Here is a 13182-nt window from a genome sequence, read left to right on the forward strand (position 1 = left end):
CCGCGCTGCGATGCCCGACAGCAATCTTCACCGCCTCCCCGACCAGCTCCGCGCCGATCTGCGCCTGGTGTTCGTCGGCACCGCGGCGAGCACGCGCTCGGCCGCAGTCGGACATTACTACGCGCATCCCGGCAACCGGTTCTGGCGCGCGCTGCATGAGGCCGGAATCACGCCGCGGCGTTATCGGCCGGACGAGTTTGCGGCTTTGCTCGCACTCGGCATCGGCTTCACCGATCTCTGCAAGACCGGCGCCGGGATGGATCATGAGATCGCGCGGGACGCGTTCGATGTGATCGGCTTCAGGACGAAGATCGAGACATATCGGCCGAAGACCATCGCCTTCACCAGCAGAAAGGCGGCGAGCCTGTTTTATGGCAAACCGACCAGCGCGCTTGCGCTCGGGAGGCAGCCGGCGATGAATGGATTTCCCGATGTGTTCGTGCTCCCGTCGCCATCGGGCGCGGCGTCCGGCCATTGGAGCTTGCAGCCGTGGCGAGAGCTCGCCGAATGGATCGCGTAGATATCCGGATGGAACGGCGCAGACTTCTCCGTCATTCCCCGGTGCGCAATTGCGCACCTGAGGGCGCGCCGCTTGGCGCGAGCCCGGAATCCATTGGGCTGCACAGTTAGTGGATGAATGGATTCCGGGCTCTCGCTCCGCGAGCCCCGGAATGACGAAGCGGCGGGCGGCGTCCTACTCCTTCAACGTGATCGCCAACCCGCTAAGATCGACATTGGCCATCAGGCCGACCTGCTTGCCGCTCAGTTCGAGTACCGCGCCGTTCTGGTTGGTCAGGAGGATGCCGCGCATCCCGGCGCCGAGCGCGACGCCCACGCCGGCCGCGGCATAGACGCCGGCGATGTCCTGGGCGCGGCGGATGTTGCGCACCCGGCCCTGCAATGTGGTCTGCGAGCCGCCGAATACGAGGCCGTAGTCCAGCCCGCCGGCCGTGAGCCCGTAAGTCTGGCCGTGGAAGGTCAGGACGCCCTTGCCGGCGGAGCCGCCGAACACCCAACCGCCCTTGAAGATGACGAGCGTCACCGCGCCCTCGTCGGCCAGCGCGGCGGACGATCCGGTGAGCAGCGCCAGCGCGAACAGCACGGCGCGGGCAGCGGATGACAATCTCATGGGGAGTTCTCCAGATCGAATCGCGGCAATCCGACCGGGCGGCGGCACGTCGAAATGCCTGCAAAACACGCGGGATTGCGCTTGTTCATGTTCGCGCGGAGTCTATCATCGCCGATATAGTCGCGCGACCATTGGCGCATATGCGGCCACCGCTTTGCGCCATCGCTGAGGAGTTTGCGCAACAGGGACCCGCACCGATGCATAATTTCACCCCGATTTCCGGCCTTGCCGGCGGCGCGCTGATCGGGCTTGCCGCGGCGCTCCTGATGCTGCTGACCGGACGAATCGCGGGGGTCACCGGCATCGCCGGCGGCCTGCTCCAGCCCGATACCACCGATCGGGGCTGGCGCATCGCGTTCATCGCAGGGCTGATCGCGGCACCGCTGGTCGCGGCCCTGTTCGGCGCGCCGCTGCCGCGGCCGGCGATGAACGGGAGCCTCGCAGTGATCGCGATCGCGGGCCTCCTGGTCGGATTCGGCACCCGCATGGGCAATGGCTGCACCTCGGGCCACGGCGTCTGCGGCTTCGCGCGGCTGTCCGGCCGCTCGATCGCGGCGACGTTCATCTTCATGACGGCGGCGATCGCAACCGTTGCGATCACAAGACATGGGATAGGAGGCTAGCCATGCCGGTTCTCGCAAGCTTCGCGTGCGGCCTGATCTTCGGCGCGGGCCTTCTGATCTCCGGCATGACCGATCCGCAGAAGGTGCTCGGCTTCCTCGACCTGTTCGGCGCCTGGGATGCGACGCTCGTCTTCGTGATGGCGGGCGCGGTTGCGGTGGCCGCCACAGGCTTTGCGATCGCGCGGCAGCGCACCGCGCCCGCGTTCTCGCCGCGCTTCGTCTGGCCCGATCGCAACGACATCGATGCGCCGCTGGTCGGCGGTGCCGTGCTGTTCGGCATCGGCTGGGGCCTCGCCGGCATCTGCCCTGGGCCGGCACTGGTCAATCTCGCCGGGCTGTCGCTGCCGATCGTGGTGTTCGTCGTCGCGATGCTGGCCGGCATGATCGGTCAGAACCTCTGGCGACGGCGCATGGCCGCGCCGCACGTCATCGCAACTTCTCCTCTTCCATCTCGCGCAGACGGGTGATCCCATGACAGCGATCAAGCACTTCCCTCCTCCGCCCGGCGTCCAGGCGCCGCCGCTCTCGTTCGGCGCCCGCGTCGGCGATTTGCTGTTCATATCCGGCATTCCCGGCTTCGACGCCAACCGCGAGCTGCCCGACGGTTTCGAGGCGCAGTTCGCCAATGTCGTCACCAATTTCAAGCGCGTGCTGACCGAGGCGGGCGCGACGACGCGCGATCTCGTCAAGGTCAACGTGCTGCTGACCCGCGCCAGCGACGTCGCCGCGATGAACGCACTCTATGCCGGCGCATTCGGCCCCGCGCCGTATCCCGCGCGCACCACCTGCGTGGTGGTGGCGCTACCCAATCCGAAGATGCTGATCGAGATCGAGGGCGTGGCGCACGTGAAGGGGTAGTCAGCCCATCCGTCATTCCGGGGCTCGCGAAGCGAGAGCCCGGAATCCATTTCGCAACAGGTTTTGCGGCCCAATGGATTCCGGGCTCGTGCTGCGCACGCCCCGGAATGACGACCGAGAGTATCGGCCGCGTGCGTCCCCAGCCGCTAAAACAACGACCCCTGCCCGTCGTCCTCCCGCACCGTCGTCTTGCGCGGCGCGGCCTTCTTCGCTGCCGGTGCGTCCTCCGCCGCGATCTCTTCCGCGGTCATCGGCAGCAGCAATTGCGCGTCGTCGTTGGCAACCGCGTTGACCCGCATCGTGACCTGGTGCCAGGCGAATTCGCCGACGTCAGGTCCCTTCAGCATCGGCATCACGTCGTCGACATCGTTGGGCAGGCAGTCGAGCCAGCGCGCGAACTGCTCGGGGCGGATCGTGACCGGGACGCGGTGATGCAGCTGCGCGAGGTCGGCGCTCGCCGGCGCGGTGACGATCGCGACCGTGTCCTGCTCCTCTCCGTTCGGCCCCATCCAGGTCTCGGCAAGGGCTGCGAAGGCCGTCGGATGGCCGTCGCGGCGATGGATGAAGAACGGCCGCTTGCGGCCGCCGGCATCGTGCCACTCGTAATAGCCGTCGGCCGGGATCAGCGCGCGGCGCCGCTTGATCGCATTCTTGAAGGCGGGCTTCTCCCGCACGGTCTCGGAGCGGGCGTTGATCAACAGCGAGAAGGTTCTGGGGTCCTTGACCCAGGACGGGATCAGGCCCCAGCGCATCAATTGAAAATGCCGGCCGCCATTCTGCAGCAGCACCACCGGGATCGGCTGGGTCGGCGCAATATTATACCGTGGCGGAAAATTCGGCTGCTCGATATAGCCGAACATCTCCCGCAAGGCCGCCGGCGGCGAGGTTATGACAAAGCGTCCGCACATATTCCGTCCAGATTGGTATCCGTTTATTCTGCCTTAACTTGGAGCGTTAAAGACTGCGATCAATGACCTCAACGGCCGCCATAGCGGGCTCTTCCCCGCGACCGACGTACCCCGACGAGGCGCGGGCGGCGCAATTGCGCGCTGCCAACATCAATCCCCGCACCGGGCTTGCGACCGACTATCTCAATCACTTCAACGAAGCCATCATGCTTCTGGAGATGGTGCCGGACCTGCCGGAATGCGCCGACGATTTCCTGGAATGGCAGCCGCTGTCCTATGCCGAGCATTTCACCGCGTCCAATTTCAAGGCGCGTGACCTCGCGATCGAGGCCTATGAGATGGCGAACGCCAGTATCCGGGCGGAATTCGACCAGCTCACCGACAGCATGACCAGGATCCTGACCGAGGTCGGTGCCGCGATGCGGCAGTTGCAGCAGGACAAGAGCCGGGTCGCGCTCGCCGAGCAGGCCATCGTCTGGGTCAAGCCGCTGGTGATGCAGACCGCCGGCGTCATCAACGGCGCCGCAGAGGCCGATGTCGATCGGATCATGGCGGGCGCCTGAGATATCGGGCTATATGCCTCCACGTTTCCGGATCATGCTCAAAACCGGTTGTTGCCTTGACCTCTCCCGAACCTCCGATCCGCCCGCAGCTCGCCGTATCCGGAGTGATCTTCCGTGACGGCAAGGTGCTGCTGGTGCGCCGCGCCCGCTCGCCCGGCAAGGGCTTCTATTCGCTGCCCGGCGGCCGGGTCGAGTTCGGCGAGACGCTGCACACCGCGCTGCACCGGGAGATCGATGAGGAGACCGGTCTTAGGGTCGATATCCTGGGGCTTGCCGGCTGGCGCGAGGTGCTGCCGACCGGCCCCGGCACCGGGCATTATCTGATCATGACCTTCGCAGCGCGCTGGGCCTCCCGCGAGCCCGTACTGAACGACGAGCATGACGATTTCAAATGGCTGGCCCCGGAGCAGATCGGCGACCTCAAGGTGACCGGCGGCCTCCACGAGGTCATTGCGACCGCCCGGCGGCTGGTTTGATGGCCTTTTCGGGCGCTTTGGAGCGCCCTGCCGCCTTGCCTCGGGCGCATTGAGGGGGCATACCACGGCCATTCCGGAACCCCTGATGATCAGAGCCTTTCTCGCCGTTGTGATCCTGATGTCGGCATGCCTTGCGACGCCCGCCCGGGCGCAGGACGCGGCTGCGCCGTTCGACGGCGACCTGCAGCGGCTGGCCGAGATCCTCGGCGCCCTGCACTATCTGCGCGGCATCTGCAACGCCAACGAGGGCGCCAAATGGCGCAACGAGATGCAGGCGCTGATCGACGCGGAGACCCCGTCCGGCGACCGCCGCGCCCGCATGATCGCCGGCTTCAACCGCGGCTATAACGGCTTCCAGCAGACCTACCGGACCTGCACGCCCGCCGCCACGGTAGCGATCCGCCGTTACATCGAGGAAGGCTCGAAGATCTCGCGCGACCTGACGGCCCGCTATGCCAACTGACCGCGCGATCTTCTTCGACCTCGACGGCACCCTGACCGACCCGAAGCCCGGCATCACCGGCTCGATCCAGTATGCGCTGGAAAAGCTCGGCCGCCCGGTTCCGTCGCAGGATGAATTGACCTGGTGCATCGGGCCGCCGCTCCGTGCGAGCTTTGTGATGCTGCTCGGCGGCGAAGAGCTCGCCGACCGCGCGGTCGAGCTCTACCGCGAGCGGTTCGGCGATGTCGGGCTGTTCGAGAACGCGGTCTATCCTGACATCGCCGAGGTGCTGGCGGAGTTGCGCGGACGGCCCGGCCGCTTGTTCATCGCAACCTCGAAGCCGCACGTGTTCGCGACCCGGATCGTCGCCCATTTCGGGCTCAACCTCTATTTCGACCACGTGTTCGGTTCGGAGTTCGATGGAACCCGGGTCAACAAGGTCGACCTGCTCGCCTACGCGCTGGTCGAGACCGGGGCCGATCCGGCCAAGGCCGTGATGATCGGCGACCGCAGCCACGACATGATCGGGGCGAATCGCAACGGCATCCGCGCCGTCGGCGTCACCTATGGCTACGGCACGGCCGAGGAGCTGACCGCGGCCGGCGCCAGCCATCTCTGCGCCTCGCCACGGGCGCTGCTGGACCATATCCACAGCTCATTTGGCTGAGGGCGGTGGGGAGGGCCGGAATTCCCCTTTAAATGCCGCAACGCCCGTTAACCTTTTCGAAAGAAGTGGCCTTGGCGGTACCCGCATGCGTGATACACCTCACGGGTCGCAGTGGTTCGCTCCTCGGACCGCGCGCATTCATTTTGCAGAGTTTCATGCGCCATCCAGCGTCCTTCCCCCATCATCAAGACGACCCGCGTCCCGACCACGAGCAGAAGCAGGCAGCACTGGGCTATTTGAACGAGGCCTGGGCGGAAGCGCGTCACGATGGCGTCGATGGCGACTGCCTCGCGCAGGCGAGCCTGTTTGCGGCGCTGGCCGAACTCGTCACGACCTATGGCGAGGACGCGGTGGCAAAATTCGCCGAAGGCCTCCCCGCACGAGTGCGCAACGGCGAATTCTCGCTGGCATTGGCCCGGCAGTAAAACCCGCTACGGTTTGAGCGTCTCCAGGAACCGGACCGGCTCGCCGGTGGACGGCGTGGTCACCTCGCCCTGCCACATCACCCGCTTGCCGCGCACGAAGGTGCCGACCGGCCAGCCCTGCACCCGCACGCCGTCATAGGGCGTCCAGGCCGCGCGCGAGGCGATCCATTTGTTGGTGATGGTCTCGCTGCGCTTGAGATCGACGATGGTGAGGTCGGCATCGTAGCCCGCCGCGATGCGGCCCTTGCAGGAAATGTTGTAGAGGCGCGCCGGACCCGCGCTGGTGAGGTCGACGAACCGGGCCAGCGACAGCCGCCCGGCGTTGACGTGATCGAGCATCAGCGGCACCAGCGTCTGCACGCCGGTCATGCCCGACGGGGAGGCCGGATAGGTCTTCTGCTTCTCCTCCAGCGTATGCGGCGCGTGATCCGAGCCGAGCACGTCGATGATGCCCTGCTCGATGCCGTACCAGATGCCGGCGCGATGGTCGGCCGAGCGCACCGGCGGGTTCATCTGGGCCAGCGTGCCGAGCCGCTCATAGCACTCGGGCGCGGCCATGGTGAGATGATGCGGCGTCGCCTCGCAGGAGGCGACATCCTTGTGGTCGCGCAGATACAGGATCTCTTCCTTGGTCGAGATATGCAGCACATGAATGCGCTTGCCGGTCTCGCGCGCAAGATTGACCAGCCGCTCGGTCGCCATCAGCGCTGCGGTCTCGTCGCGCCACACCGGATGCGAGCGCGGATCGCCCTCGATCCGCAGCGGCTTGCGCTCGTTGAGGCGGTATTCGTCCTCGGCGTGGAACGCGGCGCGACGCTTGATCACCTGGAAGATTCGCCGCAGGCTCTCGTCATCCTCGACCAGAAGCGCGCCGGTGGAGGAGCCGATGAACACCTTGACGCCGGCGCAGCCCGGCGCGCGCTCGAACTCCGGCAGGTCCTGCACGTTCTCGCGGGTGCCGCCGATGAAGAACGCGAAATCGCAATGCATGCGATGATGCGCGCGCTTGATCTTGTCGGTGAACGCCGCCTCGGTGACGGTCAGGGGATTGGTGTTCGGCATCTCGAACACCGCGGTGACCCCACCCATCACGGCGCTGCGCGAGCCGGTCTCGAGGTCTTCCTTCTGCGTCAACCCGGGCTCGCGGAAATGCACCTGGGTGTCCATCACGCCGGGCAGGATGTGCAGGCCTTTGCAGTCGATCACCTCGCCGGCCGAGGCCTGGCCGAGCGAGCCGATCGCGGCGATGCGGCCACCCGCGATACCGACATCGCGGATGCCCTCGCCGTCCTGATTGACCACGGTGCCGGATTTTAGAATGGTGTCAAAATGCTGATTCATCGGTCCTCGGCGCCCGCTTTCGGATGTCGCGCGGGCCTTGTTCGGCGCACTCTAGCGCCTTAGCTTGGCAGGGGATATCCGCAGCCTGCGCGTTTCCCAAGGAACTTGGAAAAAGAGCCAATTTTGCGAATGAAAGCAGCGTTTCTTCCAGATCGGGGCGTGATCAAGGTCTCTGGCGAGGACGCCCGCAACTTCCTCAACGGCCTCATTACGACCGACGTCGAACAGTTGCGGCCGGGTCAGGCCCGGTTCGGCGCGCTGCTGACGCCGCAGGGCAAGATCATCGTCGATTTCCTGATCACCGAGATACCCGCAGGCCATGGCGGAGGCTTCCTGATCGACGCGCCGCGTGCGCTCGCCAAGGGGCTCGCCGACAAGCTCGGCTTCTACAAGCTGCGCGCCAAGGTCGTGGTCGAGAACCTCTCCGACAGCCTCGGCGTGCTGGCCGCCTGGGATGGCGAGCCGGCGGCGACCCCCGATCTTGCCTTCGCCGATCCGCGCAACCCAGCGCTCGGCTGGCGCATCCTGATCCCGGAAGAGTTGAAGCAGAAACTCGCCGATCTGATCGGCGCCGAGCTCGTCGATTCAAGCCTCTATGAGGCGCATCGGATCGCGAGCGGCGTGCCGCGCGGCGGGCTCGACTTCATGTATGGCGACGCCTTCCCGCACGAAACCAACATGGATCACCTGCACGGCGTCGATTTCGACAAGGGCTGCTATGTCGGCCAGGAGGTGGTGTCGCGCATGCAGCACCGCGGCACGGCGCGCACCCGCACGGTGAAGATCATTCTCGATGGCCCCTCGCCCGAAGCCGGCGCAACGATCCTGGCCGGCGACAAGCAGGTCGGCACCATCGGCTCGACCGCGGGCGATAAAGGCCTCGCGCTGGTGCGCATCGATCGCGTCGCCGATGCGCTCGACGCCGGCCTGGCGCTGACCGCGGGCGGCCTGTCGCTCCACCTCGCCGACCCCAGCGTTGTCCGCATCACACCCAAGCAGACCGTCGCATGAGCCGTACCGCGCAACTGCATCCCGACGGCAAGACGCGATGTCCGTGGCCGGGCGACGATGCGTTCTACGTCGCCTATCACGACAATGAATGGGGCGTGCCGGAATATGACGACCGCGCGCTCTATGAAAAGCTGATCCTCGACGGTTTCCAGGCCGGCCTGTCCTGGATCACGATCCTGCGCAAGCGCGACAATTTCCGCAAAGCCTTCGACGATTTCCAGCCCGAGAAGATCGCGCGCTACACCGACAAGAAGGTGCATGCCCTGATGAACGACGCCGGCATCGTGCGCAACCGCGCCAAGATCGAAGGCACGATCGCGAGCGCCAAGTCGTATCTCGAGATCATGGAGAAGGGCCCCGGCTTCTCGAAATTCCTGTGGGATTTCGTCGACGGCAAGCCGAGGGTCAACCAGTTCAAGACCACCGCGAGCGTGCCGGCCTCGACGCCGATCTCGATCAAGGTCTCCAAGGAGCTCGGCGCGCGCGGCTTCAAATTCGTCGGCCCGACCATCGCCTACGCCTTCATGCAGGCGACCGGCATGGTCAACGATCATCTCGTCACCTGCTTCTGCCACGAGGCTTGCAGCGGCAAGCTCCGCAGCCCGCGGCTCAAGAAGACATGACGGCACGCAGATCGACGGAGGCCAGCCGCGCCTGGCAACGGATGTTGTCCGGACGCCGGCTCGACCTGCTCGATCCGTCGCCGCTCGATATCGAGATCGTCGACATCGCGCATGGACTGGCGCGGGTCGCACGCTGGAACGGCCAAACCTCGGGCGCGCACATCTTCTCGGTGGCGCAGCACACGCTGCTGGTCGAGGCCGTGATGCGCCAGCAGATGCCGCGCGTCGACATCCGCCATCGGCTCGCCGCGCTGCTGCATGACGCACCGGAATATGTCATCGGCGACATGATCTCGCCGTTCAAGGCGGTGCTTGCGGGCGAATACAAGGCGGTGGAGAAGCGGCTGCTGTCGGCGATCCACATCCGCTTCGGCCTGCCTGCGGTGCTGGCGGACGAGATCACCCAGCAGATCAAGGCCGCCGATCGCGGCGCCGCCTATCTCGAGGCAACGCATCTGGCGGGATTTTCGCAAGCCGAAGCCAAGCGGCTGTTCGGCCGCGATCCGGAGTTGCCCGAAGCGACCGAGCGCGATTATCTGACGCCGTGGACCGCAGCGCGGGCCGAAAAGCAGTTCCTCGAACGCTTCAACGTATTGCACGCGTCTTAGCCGCAGGGTGGGCAAAGGCGCTTTGGCGCCGTGCCCACCGCCAAATGCACAGCTGGTGAAGGTGGGCACGCGGAGCCTGTCGTCGGGCGCGCGTTTGCGTGGACCGGTGGCTTTGCCCACCCTAGGCCAAGCGCTATAAAGGCCATAGCTCGATCCAAGGACCATCATGCTTCACGTCTGCTCGCTTGCCGCGCTCTCCGACACGGTTCGTGCCACCGGCGCCAGCCATGTGCTGACCGTGATGGCCAATGTCGATCAGGTACAGCGGCCGCCCTCCGTGCTTCCGGCAAATCACCTGAAGGTGTCGATGGACGACATCGTCGAACAGATGGACGGCTTCGTCGCGCCGAACGAGACGCATATCGAACGGGTGCTGAGCTTCGTGCGCGGCTGGGATCGCCGTGCGCCGCTGGTTGTGCATTGCTACGCCGGCATCAGCCGCTCGACCGCGAGCGCATTCGCCACCGTCTGCGCGCTCAATCCGCACCGCGACGAAATGTCGATCGCCCGGCTGATCCGCGAGGCCTCGCCGATCGCGGCGCCCAATCGCCTGATCGTCGGCCTCGCCGACAAGGCGTTGGGCCGCGAGGGCCGGATGCTGCGCGCGCTCGATGCGATGGGCCCGGGCAGCATGAGCGTGGAAGGCCGGCCCTTCCACATTGACCTCGACTAGCACGAACCTGCCGCGCCCTTGAACTTCCGGTCCTCCCAAGTGCACTACTAGGTTGCGACGGGCCGCTGGCTGGCCAAAAGTCCGGCGCATCCTGCCGGAGGCCCGATGTTCGATTCGCCGTTTGATTTCCTGACCCTCGTCATTGCCATCGTGGCGATCATCTTCGCCCGCAAGGCGCTGGGCCAGATCACGGTGATGCAGCGCCGGCTGGATGCGCTCGAGGCCGCGGGCGGTGCTGCCGCGCGGACCGCGATGCCGCCGCCGCTGGCGCCGCTCGAGGCGTTCGAACAGACGCTTCCCGCAGCGCCTCCGGTCGCACCACCGCCGCTTCCCGAGGCGACTGCGAAAGAACCGGATGCACAACCCGGGCCGACCGTGGGTGCGCCCAGCGCAGCTCCACCGCCGCTGCCAGAACCGCCACCCCCGCTTCCGCCTGCGCCCGGTTTCGAGGAGACGCTCGGCACCCGCTGGGTGGTGTGGATCGGCGGCCTGACGCTCGCGCTCGGCGGCTTCTTCATGGTGCGGTATTCGATCGAGGCCGGGCTGCTCGGCCCCGGCGTGCGCACGCTGCTCGGCGGATTGTTCGCGCTGGCGCTGCTCGGCGCCGGTGAATGGACCCGACGCCAGGAAAGCATCTCCAGCATCGCAACGCTGCCGATCGCCAACATTCCGGCGATCCTCACCGCGGCCGGCACCGCCGTGGCCTTCGCCACCGTCTACGCCGCCTATGCATTGTATGACTTCCTCGCGCCGGCCACCGCCTTCATCCTGCTCGGCATGGTCGCGCTCGGCACGCTGGCGGCGGCGCTGCTGCATGGGCCGGCGCTGGCCGGGCTCGGCATCGTCGGCGCCTTCGTCACGCCGATCCTGGTCTCCTCCGACAAGCCCGACTTCTGGTCGCTCTACATCTATCTTGCCATCGTCACCGCGGCATCGTTCGGCCTCGCCCGCATCCGGCTGTGGCGCTGGCTTGCGGTGACGACGATCGCCTTTGCGCTGCTGTGGACCTTGCCGTGCCTGCAATGCGGGCCGGAGATGATCGGACCGCATGTTTTCCACGTCATCGCGGGCTTCGTGCTGGCCGCGCTGCTGGTGGTCTGCGGCTTCATGTTCGGCCCCGATGGCGACGGCGAGGAGATCGAGCCGACCTCGTCCGGCTCGCTCGCGGCCTATCTGTTCGGCGCTGTTCTGATCGTGCTCAACAGCGCGCACGCCGACACCGCCATGATCGGCTTTGCGCTGCTGACGGCCGGCAGCCTGTTCGTCGCCTGGCGCGCGCCGGCCGCTGCCGGTGCGATCGCCGCCGCGTCGGCCTTCGTCTTCATCGTGTTCGGCGAATGGGCCGTCCGCCGCAATGTCGACATGCTGGTGCTGCCGGGCGGCGCGATCCCGGGCATCGGCCCATCTGCGACCGACGGCTCGGTCTCGCTGCACCTCGTCACCGCGGCGCTGTTCGCAGCTGCCTTTGGCATCGCGGGCTTCCTCGCACAGTTCCGTTTTGCCACTACCAGAATCACCGTGACCTGGGCCGCGGCGGCGGTGTTCACGCCGATCGCGCTCTTGGTCGCGCTCTATGCGCGGATCGCCCATCTCGACCGTTCGATCCCGTTCGCGGTCCTCGCCGTGCTGCTGGCTGCGGCCTACGCCGCCGCGACCGAGGCGCTGACCCGGCGCGGCGAGCGGCCAGAACAGTCGCCCTCGATCGCATTGTCGGCGACCGGCGCCCTCGCGGCGCTGGCGCTGGCGCTGACCTTTGCGCTCGACAAGGGCTGGCTCACCATCGCACTCGCGCTGGTGTCGATGGGCACGGCCTGGCTGTCGGTGCAACGCCCGATCCCGTTCCTGCGCTGGCTTGCTGCAATCCTGGCCGGCATCGTCGTGCTGCGCATCGGCTATGAGCCGCGGATCGCGGGCGACGCCGTCGGCACCACGCCGATCTTCAACTGGCTGTTGTGGGGCTATGGCGTGCCGGCGCTGTCGTTCTGGGTGGGAGGCCATTTCCTACGCCGCAACGGCGACGACGTCCCGCTGCGCATGGTCGAGTCCGCCGCGATCCTGTTCACGGTGCTGCTCGCCTTCATGGAGATCCGCCACGCGGTCAATCGCGGCGATGTCTATTACGCGAGCGCCGGGTTGGCCGAGGTCGCACTGCAAGTCGGCGTGACGCTCGCGATGGCGATCGGACTGGAGCGGCTGCGGCTGCGCAGCCGCAGCATTGTGCACAATGTCGCCGCGCGGTCCTGCTCACCGCCTTCGCCGGGCTCGCCAGCCTGTTCGGCTTGCTCGGGCTGGAGAACCCGATGCTGTGGTGGCAGGACGTCGGCGGCAGCTTCATCAATCTGCTGCTGCTCGGCTATGCGCTGCCGGCCGTGCTGGCGTTGCTGTTGTCCTACGCGGTGGCGGGACATCGTCCCGCGGCCTATGCCAACACGATCGCTGCCGGCGCGCTGGTGCTTGCGCTCGCCTACGTCACGTTCGAAATCCGCAGGCTCTATCACGGACCGGTGCTGACGCGCGGCGAGACCACGGGCGCGGAGCAATACACCTATTCGATCGCCTGGCTGATGTTCGGCGTCGCGCTGCTCGGCATCGGCATCGTCGTCAACTCGCAGCGCGCGCGGCTCGCATCCGCTGCGGTGATCGGGCTGACGATCCTGAAAGCCTTCCTGGTCGACATGTCGACACTCACCGGTGTCTACCGGGCGCTGTCGTTCATGTGCCTCGGCGTCGTACTGGTGGCGATGGGCTGGCTGTATCAGCGGATCCTGTTCCGCAGGCGCGCGGCGCCGCCTGCGCCGCAGACCGGAGGGTCGAGCTCGCTATCCTGAACAGTAA

At 66.6% G+C, this 13182-nt stretch carries 16 protein-coding genes and 1 pseudogene; 14 read left to right on the plus strand and 3 right to left on the minus strand.

Annotation, left to right across the window (positions count from 1 at the left end; genetic code table 11):
- The first annotated feature begins 10 nt into the window (after positions 1-10).
- Positions 11-520, plus strand: a complete 510-nt coding sequence (locus ACVMB0_RS35075; protein ID WP_456753302.1) for a mismatch-specific DNA-glycosylase — start codon at positions 11-13, stop codon at positions 518-520.
- A gap of 174 nt (positions 521-694) precedes the next feature.
- Here the strand turns inward: ACVMB0_RS35075 and ACVMB0_RS35080 are convergent, their stop codons facing one another.
- Positions 695-1129, minus strand: coding sequence for a hypothetical protein (locus ACVMB0_RS35080; RefSeq protein ID WP_456753301.1), 435 nt, complete (start codon positions 1127-1129; stop codon positions 695-697).
- 197 nt (positions 1130-1326) lie between these two features.
- Here ACVMB0_RS35080 and ACVMB0_RS35085 point away from each other — a divergent pair, with 197 nt between their 5' ends.
- Genes ACVMB0_RS35085 through ACVMB0_RS35095 form a run of 3 tightly spaced genes read left to right on the plus strand, consistent with a single transcriptional unit; the run spans position 1327 to position 2610 of the window.
- Positions 1327-1752, plus strand: a complete 426-nt coding sequence (locus tag ACVMB0_RS35085) for a YeeE/YedE family protein (protein ID WP_461349118.1) — start codon at positions 1327-1329, stop codon at positions 1750-1752.
- Positions 1753-1754: 2 nt separating this feature from the next.
- Entirely contained in the window at positions 1755-2219 is a 465-nt protein-coding gene (locus tag ACVMB0_RS35090) for a DUF6691 family protein (protein WP_461349119.1), read from the plus strand.
- 4 nt (positions 2220-2223) lie between these two features.
- Positions 2224-2610 carry a RidA family protein gene (locus ACVMB0_RS35095; protein WP_461349120.1) on the plus strand — a complete coding sequence of 129 codons (387 nt, stop codon included), beginning with the start codon at positions 2224-2226 and terminating at the stop codon, positions 2608-2610.
- 146 nt (positions 2611-2756) lie between these two features.
- Here the strand turns inward: ACVMB0_RS35095 and ACVMB0_RS35100 are convergent, their stop codons facing one another.
- Positions 2757-3518, minus strand: a complete 762-nt coding sequence (locus ACVMB0_RS35100) for an SOS response-associated peptidase (protein ID WP_461349121.1) — start codon at positions 3516-3518, stop codon at positions 2757-2759.
- Between the two features lie 62 nt (positions 3519-3580).
- Between ACVMB0_RS35100 and ACVMB0_RS35105 the strand changes: the two genes are divergently transcribed.
- The 5 genes from ACVMB0_RS35105 to ACVMB0_RS35125 all read left to right on the plus strand — a co-directional run bounded on the left by ACVMB0_RS35105 (position 3581) and on the right by ACVMB0_RS35125 (position 6091).
- Positions 3581-4081 carry a hypothetical protein gene (locus tag ACVMB0_RS35105; RefSeq protein WP_461349122.1) on the plus strand — a complete coding sequence of 167 codons (501 nt, stop codon included), beginning with the start codon at positions 3581-3583 and terminating at the stop codon, positions 4079-4081.
- A gap of 56 nt (positions 4082-4137) precedes the next feature.
- Positions 4138-4557 carry an NUDIX hydrolase gene (locus ACVMB0_RS35110; RefSeq protein WP_461349123.1) on the plus strand — a complete coding sequence of 140 codons (420 nt, stop codon included), beginning with the start codon at positions 4138-4140 and terminating at the stop codon, positions 4555-4557.
- A gap of 85 nt (positions 4558-4642) precedes the next feature.
- The gene (locus tag ACVMB0_RS35115) at positions 4643-5020 is read left to right on the plus strand and encodes a TIGR02301 family protein (RefSeq protein ID WP_461349124.1); all 378 of its coding nucleotides are present in this window, start codon (positions 4643-4645) and stop codon (positions 5018-5020) included.
- Entirely contained in the window at positions 5010-5666 is a 657-nt protein-coding gene (locus ACVMB0_RS35120; RefSeq protein WP_461349125.1) for an HAD family hydrolase, read from the plus strand. Before ACVMB0_RS35115 ends, ACVMB0_RS35120 begins: the two co-directional genes overlap by 11 nt.
- 155 nt (positions 5667-5821) lie before the next feature.
- Positions 5822-6091 carry a hypothetical protein gene (locus ACVMB0_RS35125; protein ID WP_456753292.1) on the plus strand — a complete coding sequence of 90 codons (270 nt, stop codon included), beginning with the start codon at positions 5822-5824 and terminating at the stop codon, positions 6089-6091.
- A 6-nt stretch (positions 6092-6097) separates the two neighbouring features.
- Here the strand turns inward: ACVMB0_RS35125 and ACVMB0_RS35130 are convergent, their stop codons facing one another.
- Positions 6098-7432, minus strand: a complete 1335-nt coding sequence (locus ACVMB0_RS35130) for a dihydroorotase (RefSeq protein WP_461349126.1) — start codon at positions 7430-7432, stop codon at positions 6098-6100.
- A 129-nt stretch (positions 7433-7561) separates the two neighbouring features.
- On the opposite strand from ACVMB0_RS35130, the gene ygfZ reads away from it, so the two are divergent.
- From ygfZ to ACVMB0_RS35155, 5 genes and pseudogenes are all read left to right on the plus strand, one after another.
- Positions 7562-8443: a CAF17-like 4Fe-4S cluster assembly/insertion protein YgfZ gene (gene ygfZ / locus ACVMB0_RS35135; RefSeq protein WP_461349127.1), complete on the plus strand. Its 882-nt coding sequence runs from the start codon at positions 7562-7564 to the stop codon at positions 8441-8443.
- The gene (locus tag ACVMB0_RS35140) at positions 8440-9066 is read left to right on the plus strand and encodes a DNA-3-methyladenine glycosylase I (protein WP_461349128.1); all 627 of its coding nucleotides are present in this window, start codon (positions 8440-8442) and stop codon (positions 9064-9066) included. Before ygfZ ends, ACVMB0_RS35140 begins: the two co-directional genes overlap by 4 nt.
- Positions 9063-9674, plus strand: a complete 612-nt coding sequence (locus tag ACVMB0_RS35145) for a YfbR-like 5'-deoxynucleotidase (protein ID WP_461349129.1) — start codon at positions 9063-9065, stop codon at positions 9672-9674. Before ACVMB0_RS35140 ends, ACVMB0_RS35145 begins: the two co-directional genes overlap by 4 nt.
- Before the next feature lie 166 nt (positions 9675-9840).
- Positions 9841-10347 carry a tyrosine phosphatase family protein gene (locus ACVMB0_RS35150; protein WP_456797787.1) on the plus strand — a complete coding sequence of 169 codons (507 nt, stop codon included), beginning with the start codon at positions 9841-9843 and terminating at the stop codon, positions 10345-10347.
- 105 nt (positions 10348-10452) lie between these two features.
- Positions 10453-13175, plus strand: a pseudogene (locus ACVMB0_RS35155) (DUF2339 domain-containing protein).
- The last annotated feature ends 7 nt before the right edge of the window (positions 13176-13182 follow it).

The organism is Bradyrhizobium sp. USDA 4451, assembly GCF_054822585.1.

Excerpts from the sequence above, each read along its gene's own strand:
- ACVMB0_RS35075 (WP_456753302.1), top strand. The coding sequence starts at position 11 with ATGCCCGACAGCAATCTTCACCGCCTCCCCGACCAGCTCCGCGCCGAT.
- ACVMB0_RS35080 (WP_456753301.1), bottom strand. The coding sequence starts at position 1,129 with ATGAGATTGTCATCCGCTGCCCGCGCCGTGCTGTTCGCGCTGGCGCTG.
- ACVMB0_RS35085 (WP_461349118.1), top strand. The coding sequence starts at position 1,327 with ATGCATAATTTCACCCCGATTTCCGGCCTTGCCGGCGGCGCGCTGATC.
- ACVMB0_RS35090 (WP_461349119.1), top strand. The coding sequence starts at position 1,755 with ATGCCGGTTCTCGCAAGCTTCGCGTGCGGCCTGATCTTCGGCGCGGGC.
- ACVMB0_RS35095 (WP_461349120.1), top strand. The coding sequence starts at position 2,224 with ATGACAGCGATCAAGCACTTCCCTCCTCCGCCCGGCGTCCAGGCGCCG.
- ACVMB0_RS35100 (WP_461349121.1), bottom strand. The coding sequence starts at position 3,518 with ATGTGCGGACGCTTTGTCATAACCTCGCCGCCGGCGGCCTTGCGGGAG.
- ACVMB0_RS35105 (WP_461349122.1), top strand. The coding sequence starts at position 3,581 with ATGACCTCAACGGCCGCCATAGCGGGCTCTTCCCCGCGACCGACGTAC.
- ACVMB0_RS35115 (WP_461349124.1), top strand. The coding sequence starts at position 4,643 with ATGATCAGAGCCTTTCTCGCCGTTGTGATCCTGATGTCGGCATGCCTT.
- ACVMB0_RS35120 (WP_461349125.1), top strand. The coding sequence starts at position 5,010 with ATGCCAACTGACCGCGCGATCTTCTTCGACCTCGACGGCACCCTGACC.
- ACVMB0_RS35125 (WP_456753292.1), top strand. The coding sequence starts at position 5,822 with ATGCGCCATCCAGCGTCCTTCCCCCATCATCAAGACGACCCGCGTCCC.
- ACVMB0_RS35130 (WP_461349126.1), bottom strand. The coding sequence starts at position 7,432 with ATGAATCAGCATTTTGACACCATTCTAAAATCCGGCACCGTGGTCAAT.
- ygfZ (WP_461349127.1), top strand. The coding sequence starts at position 7,562 with ATGAAAGCAGCGTTTCTTCCAGATCGGGGCGTGATCAAGGTCTCTGGC.
- ACVMB0_RS35140 (WP_461349128.1), top strand. The coding sequence starts at position 8,440 with ATGAGCCGTACCGCGCAACTGCATCCCGACGGCAAGACGCGATGTCCG.
- ACVMB0_RS35145 (WP_461349129.1), top strand. The coding sequence starts at position 9,063 with ATGACGGCACGCAGATCGACGGAGGCCAGCCGCGCCTGGCAACGGATG.
- ACVMB0_RS35150 (WP_456797787.1), top strand. The coding sequence starts at position 9,841 with ATGCTTCACGTCTGCTCGCTTGCCGCGCTCTCCGACACGGTTCGTGCC.